The 22498-nt window shown below is 46.2% G+C and carries 16 protein-coding genes; 3 read left to right on the forward strand and 13 right to left on the reverse strand.

Features of this window, described 5'->3' with window-relative positions; genetic code table 11:
- Positions 1 to 21 precede the first annotated feature (21 nt).
- From BM415_RS18225 to BM415_RS18245, 5 genes are all read right to left on the reverse strand, one after another.
- On the reverse strand, positions 22 to 1140 hold the full coding sequence (locus BM415_RS18225) for an N-acetyldiaminopimelate deacetylase (protein ID WP_091160471.1): 1119 nt from the start codon (positions 1138 to 1140) through the stop codon (positions 22 to 24).
- A 130-nt stretch (positions 1141 to 1270) separates the two neighbouring features.
- On the reverse strand, positions 1271 to 1969 hold the full coding sequence (gene dapD / locus BM415_RS18230) for a 2,3,4,5-tetrahydropyridine-2,6-dicarboxylate N-acetyltransferase (protein ID WP_091160472.1): 699 nt from the start codon (positions 1967 to 1969) through the stop codon (positions 1271 to 1273).
- A 153-nt stretch (positions 1970 to 2122) separates the two neighbouring features.
- The gene (locus BM415_RS18235) at positions 2123 to 2590 is read right to left on the reverse strand and encodes a GNAT family N-acetyltransferase (protein ID WP_091160473.1); all 468 of its coding nucleotides are present in this window, start codon (positions 2588 to 2590) and stop codon (positions 2123 to 2125) included.
- A 95-nt stretch (positions 2591 to 2685) separates the two neighbouring features.
- Complete coding sequence (locus tag BM415_RS18240) at positions 2686 to 3927, reverse strand: HupE/UreJ family protein (RefSeq protein WP_139237017.1); 1242 nt, start codon at positions 3925 to 3927, stop codon at positions 2686 to 2688.
- Positions 3928 to 4046: 119 nt separating this feature from the next.
- The gene (locus tag BM415_RS18245; RefSeq protein WP_091160479.1) at positions 4047 to 11930 is read right to left on the reverse strand and encodes a lamin tail domain-containing protein; all 7884 of its coding nucleotides are present in this window, start codon (positions 11928 to 11930) and stop codon (positions 4047 to 4049) included.
- Between the two features lie 268 nt (positions 11931 to 12198).
- Here BM415_RS18245 and BM415_RS18250 point away from each other — a divergent pair, with 268 nt between their 5' ends.
- The 3 genes from BM415_RS18250 to BM415_RS25180 all read left to right on the forward strand — a co-directional run bounded on the left by BM415_RS18250 (position 12199) and on the right by BM415_RS25180 (position 14517).
- Positions 12199 to 13785 carry a helix-turn-helix domain-containing protein gene (locus BM415_RS18250; protein WP_170862547.1) on the forward strand — a complete coding sequence of 529 codons (1587 nt, stop codon included), beginning with the start codon at positions 12199 to 12201 and terminating at the stop codon, positions 13783 to 13785.
- Positions 13786 to 13983: 198 nt separating this feature from the next.
- A complete protein-coding gene (locus BM415_RS18255) occupies positions 13984 to 14253 on the forward strand; it encodes a hypothetical protein (RefSeq protein WP_091160482.1) in 270 nt (89 codons plus the stop codon).
- A gap of 105 nt (positions 14254 to 14358) precedes the next feature.
- A complete protein-coding gene (locus BM415_RS25180) occupies positions 14359 to 14517 on the forward strand; it encodes a hypothetical protein (RefSeq protein WP_170862548.1) in 159 nt (52 codons plus the stop codon).
- A 134-nt stretch (positions 14518 to 14651) separates the two neighbouring features.
- Here BM415_RS25180 and BM415_RS18260 read toward each other — a convergent pair whose 3' ends face one another.
- The 8 genes from BM415_RS18260 to BM415_RS18295 form a co-directional block, all read right to left on the reverse strand.
- A complete protein-coding gene (locus BM415_RS18260) occupies positions 14652 to 15233 on the reverse strand; it encodes an LOG family protein (protein WP_091160484.1) in 582 nt (193 codons plus the stop codon).
- Positions 15234 to 15253: 20 nt separating this feature from the next.
- A complete protein-coding gene (locus tag BM415_RS18265; protein WP_091160485.1) occupies positions 15254 to 15574 on the reverse strand; it encodes a MazG nucleotide pyrophosphohydrolase domain-containing protein in 321 nt (106 codons plus the stop codon).
- A gap of 250 nt (positions 15575 to 15824) precedes the next feature.
- Positions 15825 to 16532 (reverse strand): DNA alkylation repair protein, encoded by a 708-nt coding sequence (locus BM415_RS18270; protein ID WP_091160619.1) that lies wholly within the window; start codon positions 16530 to 16532, stop codon positions 15825 to 15827.
- Positions 16533 to 16868: 336 nt separating this feature from the next.
- Entirely contained in the window at positions 16869 to 18032 is a 1164-nt protein-coding gene (locus tag BM415_RS18275; protein ID WP_091160487.1) for a DUF4317 domain-containing protein, read from the reverse strand.
- 217 nt (positions 18033 to 18249) lie between these two features.
- Positions 18250 to 19233 carry a tRNA dihydrouridine synthase gene (locus tag BM415_RS18280; RefSeq protein WP_091160489.1) on the reverse strand — a complete coding sequence of 328 codons (984 nt, stop codon included), beginning with the start codon at positions 19231 to 19233 and terminating at the stop codon, positions 18250 to 18252.
- Positions 19234 to 19511: 278 nt separating this feature from the next.
- Positions 19512 to 20672 (reverse strand): cobalamin-independent methionine synthase II family protein, encoded by a 1161-nt coding sequence (locus BM415_RS18285; RefSeq protein ID WP_091160490.1) that lies wholly within the window; start codon positions 20670 to 20672, stop codon positions 19512 to 19514.
- Positions 20673 to 20891: 219 nt separating this feature from the next.
- Positions 20892 to 21554, reverse strand: a complete 663-nt coding sequence (locus tag BM415_RS18290) for a hypothetical protein (RefSeq protein ID WP_091160492.1) — start codon at positions 21552 to 21554, stop codon at positions 20892 to 20894.
- Positions 21555 to 21621: 67 nt separating this feature from the next.
- Positions 21622 to 22416, reverse strand: a complete 795-nt coding sequence (locus BM415_RS18295) for an ABC transporter ATP-binding protein (RefSeq protein ID WP_244533566.1) — start codon at positions 22414 to 22416, stop codon at positions 21622 to 21624.
- Positions 22417 to 22498 lie beyond the last annotated feature (82 nt).

Below are 22498 nucleotides of genomic sequence, written 5' to 3' on the forward strand. Positions count from 1 at the left end.
GCTTTTTTTAAGGAATGTTCGTTATGAAGAACGATGACGCAAATAATTAGATACAACTTTGATGGCTACGCCGATCGCTTCCTCCTGTGGCTCAAGCTTCGCATGATGCAATCCATAGGACGTGTCAACACCAAGCCAGAACATCAAACCAGGGATATCGCGCAGGAAGTATCCGAAATCTTCGCCCGTCATGGCTTCAGTGCATTCAATCAATTCCACACCGTCAAAATGATGTACGAAGTCCATAAATCGCTCAGCTTCTTCTTCATTATTGTAGACCTGATAATAATTGGAACCGTAATCCAGCTCGGTCTTGCAATTAAAGCCGGCTTCAACACCTGTCAGCAGCGCTTCAATTCGGGATTTCACATCCGCCATCGAATCTGCTGACAATGACCGGATCGTGCCCTCCAGACGAACCCGTTCTGCAATAATATTCTGTTTGGTTCCACCTGTAATTTTGCCAAGTGTCACAACCACGGAGTCCAGTGGATCGACGTTGCGCGAGACAATGGACTGCATCTGCATCACGAGACTCGACGTCGCAACGATCATATCGATCGCCCGATGCGGATAAGCCGCATGGCCGCCTTTACCTGTCAGATCAATAAACAGCTCTGATGTGTTGGCGAACAGGATACCCGGCTTCGTAGCTATCGTGCCTACCGGGTATTCAGGAGCAATATGCAGCCCCATCATGAAATCAGGCTTCCACGCCTTAAATTCCTCGCTTGCCAGCATGGGCAGAGCGCCGCCTGGCCCCTCTTCCGCCGGCTGAAACACGAACAGAACATCATCATTAATGGGTACATTCACTATGTCCGTGAGCACCCCGAGACCGATAGCCATATGCAGATCATGTCCACAAGCATGCATGTAACCAGGATGCGTTGATCGGAATTCATAGCTGGTTTCTTCATCAATCGGCAGCCCGTCCATGTCCGCCCGATATCCCAAACAACGCTCGCCAATCAGCCCCTTCACTCGGACCAAAATACCAGTACGCCACGTCTTTATCTCCAGCCGGTCCTGCGGCAGGCCTCTTATATATTCCAGCAGCAAAGCCTGTGTCTTGAATTCTTCAAAGCCTGGCTCAGGAATCTGGTGCAGCCTCCGTCTTAACTCTACAAATATGCTCATTCGATCACTCCTCAAGTCACTCATTAAGCCCGTTCGTTTTCCGTTATAGCTATGTACATTCAAGCATAATCCTGCTCATAAACAAACACGCGCCACTGTTGATGGCGCGCGTTGATTACATTAGCTTGCTTTATTTCAGGTTGCGAAGACCTTCGATAATGGTTGTCTTGGATTTCGTCTTGTCATCAACCATCTTGATTACACGAGCGGGAATACCAGCAACCACTGCGTTCTCAGGCACGTCTTCGATAACAACCGCTCCTGCAGCAATTACAGCGCCTTTGCCTACGCGCACGCCTTCGAGAACAACGACGTTTGCACCGATGACAACATCATCCTCGATGACAACCGGTTGTGCAGAAGGAGGCTCGATCACGCCAGCCAGTACCGCACCTGCGCCAACGTGGCACATCTTGCCGACTTGAACACGTCCGCCAAGCGTTGCGTTCATGTCAATCATTGTGCCTTCACCGATAGAAGCGCCGATATTAATAACCGCGCCCATCATGATAACCGCATTGTTGCCGATCTCTACTTTGTCACGAATGATCGCGCCAGGCTCGATACGGGCATTGATTCCCTTCAGGTCAAGCATCGGAATTGCGGAATTACGACGATCATGCTCAACCTCGTAAGACTCAATTCCTTTCTCGTTCGCAAGCAGCTCTTGAACTTCTGCCCAATCGCCAAACAGCACGCCGCCGTCACCATAGTCGAATACTTTAACGCCTTCTACTGGAGAAGTGATTTTACCGTTGAAATACACCTTTACAGGCGTAACCTTTTTGCTATCTTTGATGTAATTAATAACTTCCATTGTTTTATCCATGGCTGGTATGTTTTTCTCCTTTTTCTTCAAGCTTATTTTCCTTGCGAACATTGTAGCATATGCGCTCGAACAGAGTCTACTTTTAGCACTGCAGGACTCGACCATACATGGCATAAATGTTACTGCTCGAACTAGAACCACCTGATATATGTACTATTGAAGTGGCAAGGTCAAAAAGTAGGAATAAAATTCGTCATCTATGACAAATCCATGCTTCTCATAAAGCGTCTGTGCTGCCTTATTTTCTGGCGCTGTAGATAACGCTACCCCTTTAGCCTTAGTCTTTGCTGCGAATTCCTTAACCTGCTGCAGCAGCAGATCCGCAATCCCTTCTCTGCGATGCGTTTCTACTACATATAGATCATTAAGTACCCATGAACGCATCATAGAGATGGATGAGAAGGTTGGATAGAGCTGAGCAAACCCAACGACTTGTCCATCAGAAGCAGCACGTCCAATAAATACGACCGATTCTGCATGATTAAAGCGGTTGAACAAAAACTCCCTGGCTCCCTCAGGATCGGATGCTTGCCCATAGAACACACGATAAGAATCAAACAACGGAACCAAATCATCTAAATCATGAATCGTTGCTTGGAGGACAGAATACTTTATTGTCACTTAAGAAATACCCCCTTTCACTTTACCTCGTTAATGGAGCATATTATCAGATTATATCTAGGTTTTTCATATTTTTCTATGATTCTTTTTTGTCATTAAATGACCCGAATAACGAACCAGAACAGGCCAAACAGCATGATGCCCCCGGATACTATGGCATTGCTGTACGTATAGACTTTCGTAAATCTTCTCAGCCACAGGAGCAGCGGAATAACTAAGACCAGCACAGACAGCTGACCAATCTCCACACCAACGTTGAACGAAATTAATGCAAGAACAATGGAATCTACAGGAGATTCCTGAAGCACCTGGGCAAAGCCAAAGCCATGGATCAGACCGAACAGCAGAGCAACGAGCCAGCGCCGGTTCACTTGTTTGCGGAAGATGTTCTCAACAGCAACATAGGCAATACTGAGTGCAATGAAAGGCTCCACGAAGCTTGACGGCAGGCGTACTATGTCCAGTGCAGCCAAAGCTATGGTCAAGCTGTGCCCGACGGTGAAAGCCGTCAGGACCTTCACATAGTCCCATGGCCGCAGCTTGGCCAATACCAGAGCAAGGATAAACAGCAGATGGTCAAGGCCCAGCCAGATGTGCTGAACTCCGATCACCAAGTAGTTCCACGTCGTGACCGCCCAGTTGGGCAGCTCCACGGTCGTGCTGCTGCTTCCTTCAGCTGTAATTTCACCGGCAGCCACTTGCTGTCCGTTGGTAAAAACAATATCCTTTGAGGCCTCTCCCATCCGAATGGCAGCAAAGTTCTGATGATTGGCGTCCATATCAAAAAAGAAATTATAGTTGACTGAATAATCATCTGCCGCTTCTGCAAAATCATATCCAAGCTGCATATGCAGATAGCCGATGTCATTTCGTTCCACGATCCTGATATCATCTATGGATGCAAGCTCGGCAGCCTGACCTTCTCCCTCTACGATTAAGGATTCCTCGATCAAGGATCTAAGCTCGTCCTGTGTCCATGCAACCTCGCCCTCCGGAGGCTTATTGCCTCCACCCAGTACGAACACACCGCCAGATCGAACATCCATCCACTGAGCTACTTCCTGCAGATCAAGCTCTATTTCGTAAATCAATCCGCTCTGGTCCACCTGGATATTGGAATATCCCAATGTATTCATGTGTGCACTTACCGGGTGAGCAAGAATAAATGATGCCCAAAAAAAGAGGATGAAAGCCGCGATCCGCTTGGTGTATCCTCTCATCCCGATGCAGAACAAGCTTCTGCGCACACGCGAAGCCGATTCTACTGTCCTGCCATACTGACCATATAATTGCATGTCATATCCTCCAGTACCGATCTCTTGTACACTCAAATGCAATCAATATAGCATCCTATGTTTATCCGATGATGAAATAAATGTTTAATAATGTAAAATACTCATTCTATTGAAAAGAAAGGGAGAAAGCCCTCTTGTTGCAGGCCTTCTCCCTAACCTTGTTATTGCATTTGCTCCAGCATCAGAGCGAGAACCTTCGCTGTCTCAGAACGCAATGCCATGCCTTTAGGATCAAAGCTATTGTTTCCTTTGCCTGCAATGAATCCCATTGCCGTCGCCTTATTGACTGCTTCCTTGGCCCATCCGCTGATCTGATTGTCATCGGTAAAGGCTGTACCGCTTCCGGCCTCCAATTCCTTGCCGCTCATATGCTCGAGGGCACGCACAATCATGACAACCATCTCTTCCCGGCTAATTGACTTGCCTGGTTCAAATTGGTCTGCACTTGTGCCATAAACAATGCCCGCTTCATAAGCTGCTTGTACAGCTTCTGCATACCAGCTTCCAGCCTTAACATCACTGAAGGTGTCAGCGCCTGCAGATGCTGTAAGTCCAAATGCTCTTGCCACCAGCGTGACAAATTCAGCTCTTGTTGTCGACTCTGAAGCACCAAACGTTGTATCCGTCATTCCATTGACGATACCTTGGAAACTGAGCAGCTGTACATAATGGTAAGCCCAATGTCCTTCGGTTACGTCCGTAAAGAGCTTGTTAAATTCCATTACGACATACGTACCAGCCTCTTGTACGGTTGCTGAGTAGCTGCCATCTGCATAACTGCCGCCAACCCAGGTTACACTTCCGTCTTCGTCAATATGATAAATACCGGCCAGGCGATCATTCTTCACATTATCGGCCTTCAGCTTGATGGTTACCGAAGCATCAAGCGGCTTCACTGTACCATCCGCACCGCGTTTTCCAATCTCTACCTTAGCTGGATTGCCGACCATTTTAAAGTTTGCTTTCTGTTCCATGCTGTAATCGCGAACTGCTTCGTTCACTGCCTCCTCCGAGGCTGCTTGTGTAGAAACATACAGTTGTTCATTAACACCGAGCTCACCAGCTAATGCAGTTCGTTCTGCTGCACTCATGGTGATCATAGCACCGTCCGCAAGAGTAATCGTCAAGCTGCGGTCTCCCATGCTAGTAAGCGCTGATGAGGTTAAGATCAATCCTGCCGCGTCGTCCTCTGCTCTCAGGCTTACACTGTCACCATCCGCAGAAATGTCTTCCGCTGTGATTTCAGTCCATTCGCTGTCCGTTGATGTACCACTGCCGGAGCCGTTGTTATTGTTATTGTTATTGTTATTGTTATTGCCGTTTCCATTACCATTACCATTACCATTACCATTACCATTTCCATCGCCGTCACCGTCACCGTCACCGTCACCATCGCCGTCACCATTACCGCCAGTACCCGTGGAGAACTTCCAGATTGGCGAGAGTGCCGAGCTGCCGGATGGATCGGTTGCCTTCGCATACCAGAAATAATCCTGATTCGCGTCTAGTGAATCCCAGGTCGTGGTCGCCCTGCTTCCACTTTCGACGGCTTGCTGTGTCCCGATCTCGTTTGTACTATAGAGATTCACTCCGATATAATCTGTAGCTACTCGCTTGAGAGGGTCCTGTGTTTCAAATGGAATGTAGAAATCGTCGGAACCGTCCTCAAAATAATTCCAGTCATCAAGATAAGGTGAATAAGTCTTCACATGAATCTGCTCTTCCGCCGGATCGAATTCCAGGAAGCGCATGTATCCTGAACCACCCATAGGACCGGATTGATAATCTGCCAGCATTTCTACGACGACGCGGCCGTCTTCCAGATGCTTGACGTTATAGCCTACGCCATGAATATGACCGCAGAGGACCATCTTCACATTCGGATTCTTCGCTACAATCTCATCCCAGATCATTTGACCTTGGCCAGAATAGGCTCCAGATGGAGAAATATATTCATGCGTTCCGATAATAGCGTAACGGTCCGGGTACTTCTTCAATACTTCATTTGCCCACTCCACTGTATCCTCCTGGATGCTCCAGCCCAGATACAAAATAATGAAATCCTGGCCGTTGGCTGATACAAGATCATAGTGATCACGGTTGTTGTTTAAATCGTCTCCGTAAGTTGGCTGACTCTCAAACCGATCACGCCCAAAATATTTCCAGTACTCGGTATAATCGGCGGCATTGAAGTTCACATCATGATTCCCTGCAACGACACCGTATGGAAGTCCGGCTTCCTCAATGATTTTAAAGCTCTCATCTGCTATCGCCCATTCGTCCGGGCGGTACCAGTCGTCAACAATGTCTCCGGTATGAATGAGATAGCGGATATCCATCTCTTCCTTCATATCAGCGATGTACTGCATCTGAGACCGGAAAATATCCGGATAGGAGTCTGCGTAGTACTGCGTATCTGTAGAGAAGGCAAAGGTGAACTTGCCATCACCATCCGGATCTTCCGAAGCTGAGGCATCTTCAGCTACAATCAAGTCCTGAATAAGCACTTGAATAGCTTCGTCCTTCACCATGTCCGCAGCGTTTACGGTGGCTCTCAGTTCAAAATCTTCTGCACCGACGCCTCTGGCAGCCGCTTCCCATTTGCCCGTGTTATAGTTCCACGTATACATGGTCACCTGACGGCCCTCAACGGAGTGCCCCTGCCATACGACTTCAATCTCTTCAATTCCGTTTGCATCTTCGTCCAGCTTGAATTCATAGCGCTGGTAAGGGAACAGACCACTTGCGTCTGTTACGTAATATTCGCCGTCCTGCTTCGCGACGAGCGCTTCTGCTTCTGCTGTGAATGCTTCTTCTCCTTCTGGATTCAATTCAATTGGCGGCTCGCGGTCAACGGCATTGGAATAGGCTTCAATACCCGACTTCTCGTCGAAATCATAACGATAGCCTTGACCAAAGGAAACGTCCACTGCATCTCCATTCGGATCACTTGCGGTTACGCTGAGCACCGCATCACGGCTCACACCTGCTGCACCATCTGCTGGATTCGGATCCTCAGGAGCGTTCGGCGCCGTTTCGTCCGTAGTAAACACACCTTTGCGCGTCACCGTATTTCCTGCCGCATCCGTTGCCGTTACTTCAAAGATATGCTCACCGACCGTGAGTTCTGAAGCATGAACCATAGATGGCAGCTCAACCACTGAGCCGTCAAGAGCAGCCGTTACCGAAGCTACACCTGATACAGCATCCACGATATTCGCATTCAGCTCGAATTCACCTGTGTACAGCTTGCCGTCCTCAATGGAGAAGCTCTCAAATAGAGGCGCGGTATTGTCAACAACGGCGGTTTGCTCGACAGAGTTACCCGCTCCTGAGGACAAGGTGAACAGATGCTCTCCATCTGTTAGTGCTGTCGTATCTACCTCCGCATAGATGCTGCGGAATACATCTGCCGGCACGTTGAATGTAATTTCGATATACTCGACATACCCGCCGCTATCTCCAATCTTATGGCGGTCTGCCGGATCGATATCTGTAAAGCTGTCTGCGTTTAATGTCTTGGCACGTGCCGAGATCCACTCAGCCGAAGTACCGTCAGGCAGCAGCAGCTCTACTCCCTCAATCCGATAGTCATCATTATTGTTCGATGTACCGAACTCCAGTGGGTCTTCCTTCGTCCCGGCCGTAATCTTGATGATATTTTCTCCTGGACGCAGAACATGCTTCGGAATATCAACATACTTCTGCTGATAATAAGTACTTACTGGCAACAGGGTAACCAGCTCATCATTAATAAACAAACCATTCTGGAACCCGTTGTTTATATCGTCAACCCGATACGTAAGCGTTGGCGTCAGGTGCAGGGCGGGATTCGCTTCAAGCTCCGTTCCATCCACCGCCAGACTCATCGACTCACCGGCAATTTCCGTACTGCCTTGAACAACAGCTGTTCCGCTTAAGAATTCGACATTTGCAAAATCAATCCACAACGGTCCATGATTTACAAAGCCGAGGCTATAGCTGTCTGACTGGACAATATTCTGCCCATCCGTTGCTTCAAAGTAATAATCGACATGTGCTGCGCCAAGCAGCAGTGCCTTGTTCACTTCAGCGGACATGAATACATCCGAGCCTTCCGCTGTGCGCTTCATGTTGACTTCTGTGTAGTCAGCATCCATATCCCGCTTGAAGAACAATGACACACGTTTTGCCATTTCATCATCGGTGACAGTCGCTTCAAATGTCAGCGAGCCAAAAAGAGTATCCTCTGCTTTAGCTTCGTGGGTAATGATCGGCTCGCTCGTATCTTCCGGCACTTCAACAAGCTGTTCAGGTACCTGTGCTTCAATAAGCTGGCCTGGTGTAGCCGTCATGCGCGCGGAACGCTTCACCATTTTGGTAGAGCCGTCCTTAGGGTATTCATATACGATACTCGTACCGTCGTTCTCTACCTCATCAATACCTACGTTGAACCAGGCTTGTACAATTGGGTTGCGGGCATGGTCGACCGCAAAATGAGAATCCTCGGCAAGAACAATACGTCCTTCGTTCGAATTGTTCATACCTATCGAGTAGATCGACATGACCCGATCTTCCGGCAGGTTGACGCCCCAGTGACTGTTAAAGCTGCTGACCGGCTCGTCCTTGCTCAGATCAGACTGTACCCAGATCACAGCCGTTTCTCCAGCCGGCAGCTCCAGGTTATGCGGCAGATCCCAAGCGTCCGTTCCGCCATGATAATAAACATATACGATTTGGTAATCCTTCAAATTTACGGTTTGCGTCGAATTGTTGTACACCTCAATGTACTCATACATATCGCTCCCCGTACTGTCTGGCACGAGCTCAGTAATGAGCAGCTCAGGAACTACAGATGATATGGACTCGAGCACTTTAATTTCATAAGGCTCGTTCTTCACGTCCTTTTTCACTGTAATATGGACTCCATCAGATGCTTCGAAATAATAGTACAGACGGCTCGCGCCTGTCAGTGCTTCTTCCGGTACGACCGCTTCGTACGAATCCCCTTCTTGCCGGGTCATGGACACAGAGGTGAAGTCTGACATCACATCTGTTTTATAATATAGCTTCGCTTCGATTAAGGCTGTATCATCCGTAATTTGAGCGGAGATGGTATAATCCTCCATCCCGATGCTGCCTGCCCCGCGGGTGTGTTTAATGACTGGAGGCAGATAATCATCCGGGAGAGCAACGGATGTTAACGGTATCTGTTCATCCAGTACGATGCCTGGTGTCGGCGTTACTTTCACACCCCATTTGACCATATCCTCGGTTACATAATTCGGTAAATAGGTCACAGAGGTGTCCGTTAAATTGTCAGGCGCTGGATTATCCGCAGTTGCACTGTCATTATAAGCTGCGGATACAACCTTATGTCCCGATTGGGTTACAATGTTTACAATCCTTGAAGATGTATTCGCAAGGCTGCTGTCCCCTCTGAGATTAGCGATATCTACTTCTTCAATCTGTTTATCACCTGTCAGCTTGTAAGCAGCGTTGAATTTGTCCACCGAGCCGTTATCATCTGTCGGCTCCATCCGCAGCACAAGCGCTTTGCCTGGCTCCATCTGAACGTTATCACTGAACTGCCAAGTATACTGAGTAACACCGCTTAAATCGGTGTAATCAATGTAGTAATCCTGCAGCGAAATGACCTGATCACTGTTGTTGTACAGCTCAATATATTCCCATGCAGGGACGTCGGCACCGTTGATATTTGGACCGTTAAATACAATTTCCGTAATCAGCAAATATGGAGGCTCTCCATCAAGCTCTACTTGAAGCTCATATGTCTCGTGGTCCTCTGACGGACTCCTTGACGTACCATATTCATTTTGAATCGTGAAATAATATTGAACTTGCTGCGTGCTTGCCATCGCCTTAGCCGGAATAACCCCTGCCACGGAATAATTCCCTTCGGCGCCCTCCGTAATGGTCATCTCAGTACTGCTGTACAAAATCTCATAGTCTGCCTTGTAATACAGCTTGGCACCTATTAAAGCCGTTTCGCTTGTAACGGCAGCTTCAATGGATACATCCTGAGGATTCGTAGTCGTAATCGCCTGCTCATAGCTGATAGCAGGCAGCTGTGTAGGGTCATCTACCTGCGGTAGAGGAACTTGTCCTTCGAGAATGCTTCCTGGTGTCGGAATCTGCTTGGATGCCAGCTTGTCCATCAGAGCGCCGCTCGCCGGATATTTGTAGACGACGCTGGTCTTGTCACCGTTATCCGTCACATCCTTCGGACCGATGGCAATATCGTTATATCTTGCAGATGATACAATCAGGTCATCACCCGTCTTTTTGATGGAAGCCGTGTAGGTTCCTGTATTGACCAGATTGCCCGAGGGCTGATTCATGATCAGAATCTGATCCTGGGTAAGGGATACTCCGTATTCGCTGTTGACGAGAGGAAGGCTGCTGTTTTTTCTGAGCAGCACAACGGTCTTCCAAGGCTGCAGCTCCTGATCGCCCAGCGTCCAGTTATATACGGTGGTACCATTATAGTTCTCGTAAGATACATAGTAGTCTGATAAATTTATCGTCTCGGCGCTATTGTTGTAGACTTCAATATATTCCGAGTATTCATCATTCGGAGCGTTAAACACGATCTCGGTGATGAGCAGCTCCGGAATTTCCCGATCAATTGCAAGCTTATATATCTCTGTGCGGCTCAGCCCTTCTTCATTGCGGGCTGTTATGTAATAATCTATGCTGCCTGAATAACCAATAGAGGTAAGCCCGAGCGTTCCAGAGAGGCTGTAATTTCCTGCTTCTCCTGTTTCCACTGACATTTCAACGGCTGTATAAGTTTTTGCTGAGCTGTCTTTGAAATACAGTGTAGCTGATTCCAGATTGGATGGGCTGTATACGGAAGAGGTGAGCGCAACATCCTGCAGCGGCACCGTGCCGGCAGGTTGATGACTGATCACCGGAAGCAGGGACGGATTCTCTGCTGATGGATCGGGCACCTGACCATCCAGTAGTGTTCCTGGTGTTGGGATGCCGAAGTTAAACCATTTTTCCATCATGGAGCTGTCTGCGTTATATTTATAAACTACGCTCGTCTTATCCTGATCGTCACCGATCTCCGAGCTGTTCACTGCTGCATCGTTATAACGGACCGATGATAAGGTTTCGTTGGCGGCAACCGTCTTAATCGATGCTGTGTATGTGCCTGTGTTTACCAGGTTGCCGCTAGGCTGGGTCATGACTGCAATCTGATGTTCTGCCAGTGAAACACCGTAGTCACTGTTCACAAGCGGCAGACTGCTGTTCTTGCCGAGCAAGACTACCGTCTCCCATGGCCCTGCTTCCTGATTGGGAAGCGTCCAATCCCGAACCGTGCTTCCATCATGATTCTCGTAATGCACATAATAGTCGGATAGATTAATGGGCTGCGGGCTGTTATTGTAAACTTCGATATATTCCGATTTTTCTCCATCGCCCGGAGCATTAAATACAATCTCCGTAATCAGAAGACTCGGCGTCTCTTCTACAGCAGTCTGCTCAATTAGAAGCTCATATACCGCTCCCTCTTCAGCCGGACTCCGTGTTGTTCCGTTCTCGCTCGTAACCTCAAAGTAATAATTCACCATTTCAGCGTCCCGCATGACAGACTCCGGAAGGATCCCAGTTAACGCTGAATATCCATCAATTGGATCGCCGATGCTCATTGGCACAGCTTCGAAAGTTTCATCATTATTATCCTTATAGTATAGTGTCCCCGACGTGATTGCGGTTTCACTATATACAGACAACGTAACCGTCATGTCCATAGGTGCTGTTGACTCCGCTTGCTGCTCATAAGTAACCACCGGGGCGGCGCCAAGAGCTTCAGTTGGAGCTTCAACTGGAGGCTCAACAGGCGCTTCAGTAGGAGTTTCGGTAGGAGCCTCTACAGGAGTCTCAGTAGGAGCTTCTGCTGAAACTTCAGCAGAGGCTTCAGCATATGCCGACTGGACGCCAAACCATGGAGCCACTCCTCCAACCGATCCCGTCACAACCAGTACGGCTGTCATACATACGGCTGTCCATCGCTTCATTTGGTTCAAACTAAACATTCCCTCTTCTTCATCTCCTCATATTGTATAATGATGACCTTTTAAAGGGTATCCGAAGAGGAAGGAAGACGACAATGAACATTTAATTGGAACATATACATTTTTTTAGCTAATCACCGCAAAAAAGCATGAAGTGAAAAAAATGCAAAAATTCTGAAATATCGACACTAAGTTTCTTAACACTCCTATTACATTTCCTACATATATATGAAACAATTCTCTATTAGTATTTGTAAGATACAGCATGTTCTCGGGGAGGTTCATTGAGATGAGCATTAGGTGGGACGGCAGATCCATAACCGGCATGACGACGATATTTGCGCTTATTGCTATCCTGTACTTGTTTACCACCTCCATACTAAATAGGGCAGTTATTAATGAAGCGATAAAAGAATACTTATTCCAGCTGGAGCATACAGCTGTCGGGCTGACTGACTCACAATCACATATGGATATTTCCCATCATCTTGTAGAAGCATCTCACCAGGGGCTCCTTCCTGATAACCTCATCGTATTCGCTGCAAATGGGATGGAGTTGTACAGTTCAGACACATCAGCAGTCTCCATGCCCATTCCTACATTCCAGCCTGGCCAAAATATAGCCCAATCGCATAACCAATACTATTTTTATACTGAAACCTTGAATGGAACGAAATGGATAAGTGCCGTAAGTAATGCCGAAGTAGCGCGGTCATCCCTCTTCCTGGGCACCATCTTAGCCGTCTTGTACTTGTTACTCGCTATATGCATGACAGGGCTGTTCCTGTTCTACACTCAGATCCGTACTCCGATCAAGGCGATCGGTCAAGCATTGTCCAGCCATGTGCCATTGAACATGGACTCCCGGATTAACCTCAATACAGCCGTACTTGAAGTGAACCGCCTATTAGAAGAACGCAACTATTATATGAAGTGGGCAGCCGAAACCATGCCTTCCATCATCACTTTAGATCATATCAATGAAATCAAGCGTCTTAACCCAGATTTAAAAAGGGCAGGAGAACATCCCCCTGCCAGCAGTACGATTATTGTCTTGTATAACTCCCTTACCGAGATCGAGGCTAGTGCAGATAACCCAATGTGTAAATCTTCATCCTGTGATAACGCACACCATAGGATCCTTACGATCCGCCAATTTGCTGAAGCCTGCGCACCTTCTACTCATACGTTTCAAATCGAACCGATGCACATCATCTCCATATTCTATAACACAGACCGGGACGTGCTTATTGCCAATCTAGAAGCGCAAATTCCTCTATGGGAGCAGGAGTTGTTAGATGGTCGGAAACTGCAAATTGCTGTCAGTGATTCATACCCTGGACAATTCCTCCTCAGCGAGATCTATCAGCAGACCCTTCACTTGATTGGACAAGCCCCTGCATCTCAGCGGATTCAGCTGATTACCAAACCGGCCGATGCACTACCAGCTCCACTTCTGCAACAGCAGCAGCCAAACGTTCATATGCAAGCCTTAGATAAGAGAGAGGATCCGGGCGAACCAACTGTCGGAATTAAAGATACGCTCGCCGTATATGTGCTTGATATCATTCAGCAGAAGTACCACCAGGACCTGTCACTTAACTATCTGTCCGATCTGCTCAATATGTCCAGCACTTACTTATCAACCTATATCAAAGAAAAAACCGGCAGCACCTTCAGCGAGCATTTGCATCGTGTCCGAGTAGAAAAAGCACAGGAGATGTTAATCACGACTGACATTACGATCAACCGGATTGCCTCCCAGGTCGGATATGTCAATTTCTCCTCCTTCAATCGGATGTTTAAAAAGGAAACCGGCATGACGCCAGGCCAATATCGTAAACAAGAGATTATACATATTCATAAAAGCATTTGAATCAATTTCATAACTCTTGATTCGTTTAAGAAAATATTACCTAAGAGCCTTTCGACATAAGGTGACAAATTTTTCGACACGGAGAAGGTATGATGTATACGAGAATGTTGATTATTCATCTTATACATGACTTACCGATGAAGAACCCCTAAGCAATAACTAACTTAGAAAAATGGACATCAACTGGAGGGCTTATCGATGGTAGAACAAATGATAAAAGATGTGTTGGAAAGAAGATCACAGGATATTGTAGAGATATGCGAAAAGGAGCACAATGACCTTTATCAGCTCTTCAGTGAGACTCTCGAAACGATCAAAGATCAAACTCCCGACAAATTGGACAACAGCATCGGATTATTAGAGGATCTCTTTTTGCAAAGTAACACCCGTGTTATGAAGACAGCATATAAAATGGGATTCAAAGATGCCCAAGTGATTAATAAAGAGTTCATTAATTTTCAAGGATAGCCACGAAGCGAGGACCTGACTTCACATGTAGAAGCAATCCTGCTTACACTCGAAAAAAATTCAAACTCGTACAGCCCATACTCCTTCATTGGAAGATGGGCTGTTTTGTTATTCGAGCTGACTTCTGTCCAGATCTATGAAGACCTGCATGAAGAATGGCTAAACGATTTCTACAAGCTGAATCAGGTTAAAACTGCGGATCGAATGACTATATCGGGTTATATGACATCGAGACCGATGCCAGATATCGCAATCGGAATCTAAGGAATTAATATTTATTTTTTAATAACCCCAGCAGCTGATTCACAGACTAACTGTCCTCCAATTGAAAAAGGCATGATCCCGGTATAATTGCAGGGTTCATGCCGAATAAACTACGGAAACAATGCCTCATTAGGTTAAGTACGCTCTTCAGTGAGGTAAGTCTTAACAGAAGGAGCCTTGTAAGTCGAGAACTGCTGAAGAATACCTTCCGGGGTATGATCCGTAAGGATCATGGATCGATATTTCGGCTGCATGAATTGCTCACGCTCCATAACATCAAACATAGATACCAGCGAATTAAAATATCCATTGATATTTAGCAAGCCACATGGCTTCTGGTGTAACCCAAGCTGGCCCCATGTAAATATTTCAAAATATTCTTCCATCGTTCCAGGTCCGCCCGGAAGAGCAATAAATCCATCTGCCAATTCAGCCATCTTGGCTTTACGCTCGTGCATGGAATCCACCATAATGAGCTCGGATAAGCCCTTATGCGCAATTTCACGAGATTGCAGAAAATGAGGCAGCACGCCGATCACTCGGCCACCGTGTTCCAAGACCGCATCAGCAACAGCTCCCATCAGCCCTACATTTGATCCGCCATAAATAAGAGTGATCTGTTGTTTAGCCAGCACCTGACCCAGCTGTGCTGCACTTTCTTTGTATATAGAAGTGCTTCCTTCACTGGAGCCACAGAATACAGCGATTGATTTCATTACCCCACACTCCATTCTTATTATTTTGATGCGTACCGTGCTTGGAGCTTATCTTTATGTGCCTCTAAAATATCTTCGAGAGAGATATCGTACTTATTGGCAATCACAACTAGATTACCCAGCACATCTCCCAGTTCTTCTGTCAGCTCCCTTTTATTCTGCTCATATGTGCCTTCTATTTCATCTGGGCGATCTCGTCCGATCTCTAGTGCACGAATTGCACGCGCGACCTCTCCCGTTTCCTCAGCAAGAAACCCGATACGAACAAAGATATTCAGATCTGACCATTGACGCTGCTGATAATAATCCTTCACCCAATGCTGAAATTCGTTAATATTCATGTTGTTCCCCCATATGCTATAAAAGTTGCGAACAGGCGTTTTACTCAAAATTTTATCATACCCTCATTCCGCAAACCAAGTACAATTATCATCCGCATGATGAAAAACATGTTAAAAACCTAGAGTTATCTCTGTTAAGAGGAGTACTCTCCCAGTAGACCGTCTGGTTAACTACGAGCTGACATGACTCTTAAATGTGAAAAAAAGACACTCGAGGGTTACTCTCGAATGTCTTATTGTGATGGGATGCCTAACATCTCACATATTTGCGTTTAAAGCCAAGCTGGTTCTTGTCCACCGCTTTTTGAATATTATCGGTTGCGAGCAAGATGGCGGGCTTCTTATTATCCCGTTTCATCTCAACAGGACCTATTGCCTGTGCAGTATGGACCGCCTTATCGTGGAGCGCGACATAGGACACGGCTGTTGTGTACACAAAATTGTTCATCGAGGATTTGGTCCGTTCAGGAGATTCGTGAATCGTCTCTCTAACCATGTCCAGCATACCGGCAATTTTACTCTCCGTAAACTGAACATCTGGGCGACTGCCGAGCAGCCAGCAATAGCAGCTCCATCCTGCTGACATCTTCAGCTCATCTCCGCTTGCAATCCACTTATCAGCCACCTCTTGAGCAATATCCGTTTCTGCCAAGGTGACCGCGACAACATAATCAGACAGCATGTAAAAATAAGCTCTATCCATCCAGCGATCAAAGTCCGCTTCTGTCATGGATTTCGCATCTGCAATGATGCCGGCGAAGTACATTGCATCATAGTTTCCTGTTGCATACAGCTGTTCAGCCAAAGGCTGATCCATCTTGATCTTCTTCGCCATCGGCTTCATCGCACCTGTCGCCACACCAAACAGCGGTTCATGGGCACCATTAGACATGTACATCTTTTTGAGTCGTTCCTTGCCGAGAGCTTCAAGCTCCTGCATGACAGCTTCAAAATCCATCATTTAACACCTGCCTTTTCTAAGATACCCCTCACTCACAGGAGTACTACCGAGAATCTCTCTATACAGAACAAGCCTTTACTTCCTCTTACCATTTCTGATCACAAGATATAGAAGTGACGCCCAAAATAATAAACTTGATATCTTGACTAATAATTTCGTGACACTGCCGAATTGATCTAAATCAAATAAAATATCAACTAGGGATATGAACCCTGTAATTATCGCGACTACAATGCCAAATAAATACATCGGTAACATCCTCACACTTTCTTAACTTCATGTAATGGATATCTAGAGTTGTCCCTATCAACCAAACCGTTGTTAATCCTTACGCTACAAATCCTCCGTAGCAAGCGTAAACCCTTCGATGACGGCATCTTCGTCGACCTCAATCAGGAGGCACCTTTTCCCTTGATAATTCACCTGCTTCAAGTACTTTAGATCCTGTGGGCTCACTGTAATCGTAGCCACCTTCGTATCGATCTTAATCGATTTTGAGGTGAATTTCGGAATGACGCTGCTCGCTTTAAGCTCATAATTTTTATCGTCAACGACCGTTTCGAACGCAAGCTCTACCTTCTCCGCTGTCACATTCTCCACACCGCTCGAAGTCAGCATCCGTTCCACGTCTTTATAGTCCAGCCTTGCTGGCTCTTCCTGCTCGTTCGTCTCAATGACCTGATGAATCTCCTCGTACACCTGAGCGATCGTGGCGGCATCGAGATGTTCTCCCGCTACCTCCTTCACGATATCCTCAAAAATCGTCCGCTCCTCTTGCGCAGTTATGGTTCTCTCGGCCTTCAGGACTTCCTCAATGAATTGAAAGTTTGGTTCATTGGCTCTCCCTGAGGAATAAAGAACACGATTCACGTCGGAATAATTATCCGTTACGCTAGGGTAGAAGAAGCCTTGCTCCGGCGCGTTTAATTTAATGATAGGATCAACAAAGACATTATACTTATATTCCCGCTCGACATAATCAAACATGAGTGCCTTCTTCTGCTGCTCTGTGGAATTCACACTGCATAAAATAAACGAGTTCGCGAACACCTCATTCTTCTCGCTCTCTTCGACCTCTTCATTTTTTTCCTTCGTCGGTCGGTAATATTGTCCTCGAACGAAAGTGATTACCGTATCTTGCTTATAGTGAGTATCCGCCAGCATTCTCTCCACGAGCAGAAGCATCAGATCATTCCACTCATCAGGATCACCGGTCACCAGCGCTTGATGAAGGAGCTCACGAGTCGGTTCCTCCGCTTCCTCCTGAAACTTTAACTCGAACAGCTTCTGATCCAATTCACCGGTTAGCAGCTTCTTGAAGTTGGCCATATGCAGCTCCTGCTTCTCCCGATCGAGCATCTCAAACGGCTGACGCTCGTAATGGTAGATCTCATTACTCTCCTTCATAATATACACGTTAAGAATTTCGTATAGCTTCAGCATTTCGTGATCCATTTTAAACTGCTTGCGAATATGGGCGAGTTCTTTTTTTATCATACTTGATCAGACATCTCCTATAGTAAATTACCCCTGCCAAAATAAACGTTACAGAAGCCCTTCATTTAGAAGGGCTCCTCACTTAATATATCCCAATACGTTTGTTGTTCAACTAACTCATCATACCATAATACCATATATAGGGGCCCGTAATCATTGTATCGTTCCAACACCACACGCACTGAATACGGCAAAAAATATCCATTAGGGAAGTCCCCTACTCTTCCTCCGCCCCATCATGCTGTTTACTTGCAAAATCATCAAGCAATGCACGCACTTCACTTGTCGACTTGGTGTTCATTAAGTTGTTTCTTAATTCACTTGCCCCTCGAAACCCACGAACATAGATTTTAAAGAAGCGAGTAAGGGGCTTGAACGAACGGGGTTCCAATGCCGAATACTGATCATAGAGATCCAGGTGCAGCCGTAACAGGTCAAGTAATTCCTCACTGCTATGCTCTCTTGGCTCCTTCTCAAAGGCAAATGGATTGTGGAAAATACCCCGCCCGATCATAACTCCATCCACACCATATTGCTCAGCAAGCTTCAGGCCGGTTTGACGGTCAGGGATATCTCCGTTAATCGTCAGAAGCGTATCTGGTGCCACCTCATCACGAAGCTTTTTAATCTCCGGGATCAATTCCCAATGGGCGTCTACTTTGCTCATTTCCTCTCTTGTCCGTAGATGAATAGATAGATTAACAATATCTTGCTTCAAGATGTGGGTCAGCCAATCGCGCCATTCATCTACTCTGCTGAAACCGAGCCTAGTTTTCACACTTACCGGCAGTCCTCCGGCTTTGGCCGCCTGAATGATGTCAGCTGCAATCTCGGGACGACAGATCAGGCCGCTTCCCTTCCCATTCTCCGCTACATTCGCTACAGGACAACCCATATTAATATCGATCCCTTTAAAGCCTTCTTTGGCCATACCGATACTCATTTGACGGAAATATTCCGGCTTATCTCCCCAAATATGGGCTACAATAGGCTGTTCATCCTCCGTAAAGGTGAGCCGCCCACGCACACTGTGATTCCCCTCCGGGTGACAATAGCTCTCTGTGTTCGCAAACTCTGTAAAAAATACATCAGGTCTTGCCGCTTCACTCACCACATGGCGAAAAACGACATCCGTTACATCCTCCATCGGTGCGAGTATAAAAAAAGGACGTGGCAAATCACGCCAAAAATTAGTTGTCATATCTAAAAACCTCTCTATGATTTCAGGACAAATCTTTATCCCTATATTTATGAAATTGATTCAACGCTGTTCATGCTCCTGCTTCTTCTACACTTATAGCATGTTTAGGCACTTCTTATCAAACGATAGTAAAAGTTTAACAATCCACATAACTAAGCCACCGCAGTTCCGAAGAAAAAATTCAGACTTATGATCACAAGAAAAAACTGCCGACAAGTACATCGCCGACAGTCTGGGAGGGAACATAGCTGCCCTCATTGCTTTATTTTAATTCGAGATTATTTCGCCCAATATTGCTCCGCAATACGTTGCCCTTGCTTAATCTTCGCCCATTGCTCATCTTCGGTCAGCTCATTCCCGCCATCGCAGGACGCAAATCCACATTGATGAGACAAGAGCAGTCTGTCCTTATCAATAATCTTGGATGCTTCGTCAAGCATTCTCAGTACACGCTCTTCATCATCCAGCGTATTCGTTTTGGAAGACAGCAGGCCAAGTACAATTTCCGTATTAGGCTTGTCTTTGAATACCGCGAGCGCCTCAAGTGAGCCTGCACGCTCATCATCCCACTCCAGGAAGAAACGATCGTATTTCAGCTGCTTCAAGAACAGATTCGCAATCTTGGCATAGGAGCCGCCGCCCATATTACGGGAGTCGTAGTTACCACGGCAGTTATGCGTCCACATTTTGAGGCCCAGGCTATGGCCGAAGTCAATAACCGTGTTGTTGATATCAATGAATTCGGCAGCGAGAGCCTGCACTTCCTCTTGATTGATGTTCTCGCCTGTGTATGGAGAGTTCGGGTTGTCATCAGCGAAGAGCTCCCACAAGCAATCGTCGAATTGCAGAATTTTACCGCCAGCCGCAGCAAACTCCTCAACAAATTCCTTATAAGCCTTCACCAGGCCGTTCTTAAGCTCTTGTCTGTCTTTATAAACGGATTCAGTACCGCCAATGTTATCCGACCAGGACAGCTCACCAAAGATATGGGATGGAGACGGTACACACAGCTTCGTTTCACGATCGCCCGCTTGCGCTTGAAGCTTCTTATAGATATCAATAAAGTGATGGTTCTTACCGCTCAGTTCACCTGTAATGCGCAAACCGATATCTTTACGAGTCTCATATTTCGAAGATCCGTCCGTATCTCTGAAGAAATACCCATGATCTGCGATGTAACGTTTAATGCCTTGGAAGCCCCAGACGAAGTCCAGATGCCACATCGATTTGGAATATTCTCCATCCGTAATAACAGATATATTATTTGCGATCTCTTTATCAACTACAGCTTGAATCGCTGCAGACTCAGACTGCTCATACCCCTCGAAATCTTGGTAAAATGGATAGGTAATATCATCGCGATGCTCGATCTGATGTTTATATTCTAATAAGTCCGACGGACGCAGCAAGCTGCCTACGATTTGAAATCTATTGCACATGATAAAAGTCCTCCTCTAGAAAGCACATGTCGTTTTTGATTCCTTTGATTCTAGCATGGAGGTTTACATCCTGTATAAGACTTAAAAGCAATATCTAGCTATAGCTAAAAGCTATATCGACATACTCAAGATAACCATTAGTTATGATAGATTTATAAGTCATTCATGTGAGATTTGTCGGTTACCTTCCCATATAATCTGACCATTAATCCCTCATTTTTATTTCTCAACGAAGTTTGTGAGCAGATTCAATTGATCTTTATTCTTGACACTCCACTCTCTCCGATCATCCTTCGACGCATTGTCGGTCAAATCATCAAGCGCAGGTGCTAATTCCGGGTGTCCATTCTCAATTGCATAGAAAATATAGGGGATCGCCGGAGTGCCCAAAGCTTTCAATTGGTCGATTTTGTCCACATCGTTAATCGGTTCATCGGCTATCAATTCTACCTTGCTGGGGATCTCCTCAATATAGCTCGTATATATCGTTAAAAATTCCTTCCCTGTACTCCATTCCGCTTCTTGTCTCATATCCACCTTCGATATCTGTTCCATCGCTATAGCATAGATATATTCCATAAGGCCATCTTGTTCTGAATCAATTAGCAACTGCTCCAGTTCAGGCAAAGCAACGACTCCTGCAGCAATAATTGCCTTAAAGTCTTCGTTATTTTTTACATAATCATATGGATTAGAACTAGCGGCTACTTCTGATGAAGCGAGGTTATCAATAGATTCTTGAATGTTGCTAACACTTGACTGAACCTCTTTGCTAGCATCTTCTTGCCCGCTAGAGCAAGCGGATAACAACACAACCAATACTAAAGTAGTCATTACATATAACAGCTGGCCTGTACCAAAAGAGTGTTTCATCTTCTTCATGGCTGCATCCTTTCTATGCATATTCTGCTGAATTCAAACTACGGGAAAACTGGAACTTTGGCTCTATTTAAGGAAATTGCATCTGCTTACTGCGCGGTTCACTACTAATCGATTGGAGGCGCTCCATAATATACAATGAGCGTTCACTTCGATCCTCTCCAACCATGTGTTCCGCACTGTACTCATCTACAATGCATCCATCACGAAACAGGATAACACGATCTCCATAGGTGGCAACATAAGGGTCATGAGTTACGATGAGCATCGACTGTCCGAGCTTATCACGCATATTCAACAGTAACTCTAGTATGTCTGTTGAATTACGTGAATCCAGATTTCCCGTTGGCTCATCCGCCAGCAGTATTGCTGGCTTATGAATAAGTGCACGTGCAATCGCAACCCGCTGCTGTTGTCCTCCAGACAGTTCCGCAGGACGGTGCTTACTTCGCTCTGACAAACCTACTAAATGAAGCATTTCCTCTGTAAGAGAAGTAATCTTTTTCTTAGGCTGACCTGCCAGGATCAGCGGCAATGCTACGTTCTCTTCTGCGGTTAGGGAAGTAATGAGATTGAAGAATTGAAATACGAATCCTATCATATCTCGCCGGTAATGCGAGACTTCAGGTTCACGATAAAATTGCTGCCACTCCCCATTTTGAACTTTGATCTTCCCTTCGGTAGGGGGCTCTAGTCCACCTAGGATCTGAAGCAAAGTCGTCTTACCTGAACCGCTGGGTCCCATTAACATCACGATCTCTCCTGCTGCCAAATCCAGGTCTACATGATCTAGCGCGACGACTTGGTTCGGTTCTTGTCCATAAATCTTGGTCAAATTTCTTACAGCTAATATTGAATCTCCCAAGCGTACATCCTCCCATCGCATTCACTGTTCTACTAATAAGGAATCACAGAACGAGTACAAGATCACTCAACGAACTCACTTC

This window comes from Paenibacillus sp. 453mf (assembly GCF_900116105.1).
GTDB classification, from domain to species: domain Bacteria; phylum Bacillota; class Bacilli; order Paenibacillales; family Paenibacillaceae; genus Paenibacillus; species Paenibacillus provencensis.

Bases quoted from the DNA above. Each gene is read 5' to 3' on its own strand.
- dapD (WP_091160472.1), bottom strand. From the start codon at position 1,969: ATGGATAAAACAATGGAAGTTATTAATTACATCAAAGATAGCAAAAAG.
- BM415_RS18255 (WP_091160482.1), top strand. From the start codon at position 13,984: ATGGTAGAACAAATGATAAAAGATGTGTTGGAAAGAAGATCACAGGAT.
- BM415_RS18250 (WP_170862547.1), top strand. From the start codon at position 12,199: ATGAGCATTAGGTGGGACGGCAGATCCATAACCGGCATGACGACGATA.
- BM415_RS18285 (WP_091160490.1), bottom strand. From the start codon at position 20,672: ATGTGCAATAGATTTCAAATCGTAGGCAGCTTGCTGCGTCCGTCGGAC.
- BM415_RS18270 (WP_091160619.1), bottom strand. From the start codon at position 16,532: ATGGATTTTGAAGCTGTCATGCAGGAGCTTGAAGCTCTCGGCAAGGAA.
- BM415_RS18265 (WP_091160485.1), bottom strand. From the start codon at position 15,574: ATGAATATTAACGAATTTCAGCATTGGGTGAAGGATTATTATCAGCAG.
- BM415_RS18280 (WP_091160489.1), bottom strand. From the start codon at position 19,233: ATGACAACTAATTTTTGGCGTGATTTGCCACGTCCTTTTTTTATACTC.
- BM415_RS18225 (WP_091160471.1), bottom strand. From the start codon at position 1,140: ATGAGCATATTTGTAGAGTTAAGACGGAGGCTGCACCAGATTCCTGAG.
- BM415_RS18260 (WP_091160484.1), bottom strand. From the start codon at position 15,233: ATGAAATCAATCGCTGTATTCTGTGGCTCCAGTGAAGGAAGCACTTCT.
- BM415_RS18290 (WP_091160492.1), bottom strand. From the start codon at position 21,554: ATGAAGAAGATGAAACACTCTTTTGGTACAGGCCAGCTGTTATATGTA.
- BM415_RS18275 (WP_091160487.1), bottom strand. From the start codon at position 18,032: ATGATAAAAAAAGAACTCGCCCATATTCGCAAGCAGTTTAAAATGGAT.
- BM415_RS18245 (WP_091160479.1), bottom strand. From the start codon at position 11,930: ATGTTTAGTTTGAACCAAATGAAGCGATGGACAGCCGTATGTATGACA.